Annotated in this window: 2 protein-coding genes; both read left to right on the top strand. The window is 71.4% G+C overall.

The genetic code is table 11. The features are described from left to right. The first annotated feature begins 170 nt into the window (after positions 1-170). On the top strand, positions 171-1037 hold the full coding sequence (locus JHN63_RS50655; protein ID WP_200691877.1) for an AfsR/SARP family transcriptional regulator: 867 nt from the start codon (positions 171-173) through the stop codon (positions 1035-1037). A 157-nt stretch (positions 1038-1194) separates the two neighbouring features. After that, the coding region (locus tag JHN63_RS50650) for a (Fe-S)-binding protein (RefSeq protein ID WP_200691876.1) at positions 1195-2493 on the top strand (1299 nt) is incomplete at its 3' end.

Here is a 2493-nt window from a genome sequence, read left to right as displayed (position 1 = left end):
GACCGGCACCGCTCCCCCGGCGGCACCCCGGAAGCCGCCGGGGGAGCGGTGCCGGTCCGGCTGCACGATGCAACAAAACAGCATGAGCGGTTTGGTATTGACAAACCGTCCGGCCTGTTTTGTACTCGGGGTACCGGAAGGCAGCACACACCCACCGAGGGGGCGACGGCGTGCAGATCGACGTACTGGGCACATTGGATGTCAGGGAGAACGGGGTGTCGATCGCTCCGACCGCACCCAAGCCGCGGCAGGTCCTGGCCCTGCTGGCACTGCACGCCGACCGGGTGGTGCCGGTGTCGGCCCTGGTCGACGAACTGTGGTCGGGCCGCCCGCCGCGCAGCGTGCGCACCACCCTGCAGACCTACGTCCTGCAACTGCGCGAACTCATCACCGTCGCCCTGCGCGGCCCCGACACCGGCGCCGGCGCCGTGCGGCGCGGTGCCAAGGACGTGCTGGCCACCGTGCCCGGCGGGTACCTGCTCGTCTCCGGCGGCGGGACCAGCGACGTGCGGGAGTTCGAACGCCTCGCGGGGATGGGCTACCGCGCCATGGACGCCGGCGAGCACAAGGACGCCTCCCGCCTGCTGCGCGAGGCGCTCCTGCTGTGGACCGGCCCGGCCTTCGCCGGCGTGCCCGCCGGCGCCCGGCTGGAGACGGAGGCCCGGCGGCTGGAGGAGAGCCGGCTGTGCGCGCTGGACCAGCGCATCGAGGCCGACCTGCGCCTGGGCCGCCACCGCGAGCTCCTCGCCGAACTCACCGTGCTGACCAGCCGCTACGCCACCCACGAGAACCTGCACGCCCAGTTCATGCTGGCCCTGCACCGCTCCGGCCGGCGCGGTGAGGCCCTCGACGTCTACCACCGGCTGCGCACCACCCTGGTGCGGGACCTGGGCCTGGAACCCTCGCCCCGGCTGCGCCGGCTGCAGCAGTCGATCCTGGTGGCCGCCCCCGAGACCCCGCCGCCCGCCCCGGCGCGCGCGCCCGCCGTCCTCGCGCTGCCCGCCGCCCGCGCCCGCGTCGGCGTCCGTCCCGTGTGAACCCGCCGTCCGGCAACGGGAGTTGCCGGACGGCGGGCGTGGCGGGCACGGCGGCGCGATTGCGGCTGCGCCGCGGCACGGGGAGTGGGTAGCCTCGGACGGAACACCTAAGTTACCGACTGGTAACCGGTTTTTCGCCGGTTCGAGGAGCCCACTCATGCAACTCGTCGCGATCATCGTGTCGCTGGCCCTGACCGGGGCCGGCTTCGCCCTGTTCGGCCGTGCCCTCTTACGCATTTACCGCTTCGTCCGGCTGGGCCAGGACGTGCCCGCGGGCCGGCGCACCGACCGTCCCTGGCGCCGCAGCGTCACGCTGGCCGGGGAGTTCGCCGCCCACACCCGGATGAACCGCTGGGGCGTCATCGGCGTCGCGCACTGGTTCGTGGCGGTCGGCTTCTACGCCCTGCTCATCACCCTCGTCAACGCCACCGGCCAGCTCTTCCGGCCGGACTGGCTGCTGCCGGTGATCGGCGAGTGGACGCCCTACAACGTCCTCGTCGAGTTCCTCGGCACGATGACCGCCCTGGGCATCCTGGTCCTGATCGCGGTCCGCCGGCTCAGCAGGCCGAACAAGCCCGGGCGCAAGTCCCGCTTCGCCGGCTCCAACGTCGGCCAGGCGTACTTCGTCGAGACCGTCATCGTCATCGTCAGCGTGTGCATCGTGGTGCTGCACGCCCTGGAGGGCGCCCTGCACCACGTCGACGGCTACCAGGCCTCCTTCTTCGTCTCCTACCCGCTGCTCGCCCGCTTCCGGGAGATGGACACCGCCACCCTGCACAACCTCGTCTACCTCGTCGCCTGCCTGAAGATCACCACCTCCTACGTCTGGATGATCACCGTCTCGCTGAACACCGACATGGGCATCGCCTGGCACCGCTTCCTGGCGTTCCCCAACATCTGGTTCAAGCGCAACGCGGACGGCGCCACCGCGCTCGGCGCCCTGCTGCCGATGACGTCCGGCGGCCGGCCGATCGACTTCACCGACCCCGGCGACGACGACGTGTTCGGTGTCTCCCAGGTCGAGCAGTTCTCCTGGAAGGGCCTGCTGGACTTCTCCACGTGTACGGAGTGCGGGCGCTGCCAGTCGCAGTGCCCGGCCTGGAACACCGGCAAGCCGCTCTCCCCCAAGCTGCTGATCATGTCGCTGCGGGACCACGCGCACGCCAAGGCCCCCTACCTGCTCGCCGGCGGCGGCAAGTCCATGGAGGGCGAGGAGAAGGCCATCGGGGAACAGCTCGCCGGCGTCCCCGCCGCGGCCCTCGCTGAGGCCGAACGCCCCCTGATCGGCACTCTCGAAGACAACGGGGTCATCGACCCCGACGTCCTGTGGTCGTGCACGACCTGCGGGGCGTGCGTGGAGCAGTGCCCGGTGGACATCGAGCACGTCGACCACATCGTGGACATGCGCCGCTACCAGGTGATGATCGAGAGCGCGTTCCCGTCCGAGGCGGGCACG

It is taken from the genome of Streptomyces sp. MBT65, assembly GCF_016612545.1.
In the GTDB taxonomy this organism is placed as follows: Bacteria; Actinomycetota; Actinomycetes; order Streptomycetales; family Streptomycetaceae; genus Streptomyces.
The sequence above is the reverse complement of the archived record's forward strand: the minus strand, read 5'-3'. Positions and strand labels throughout refer to the sequence as shown.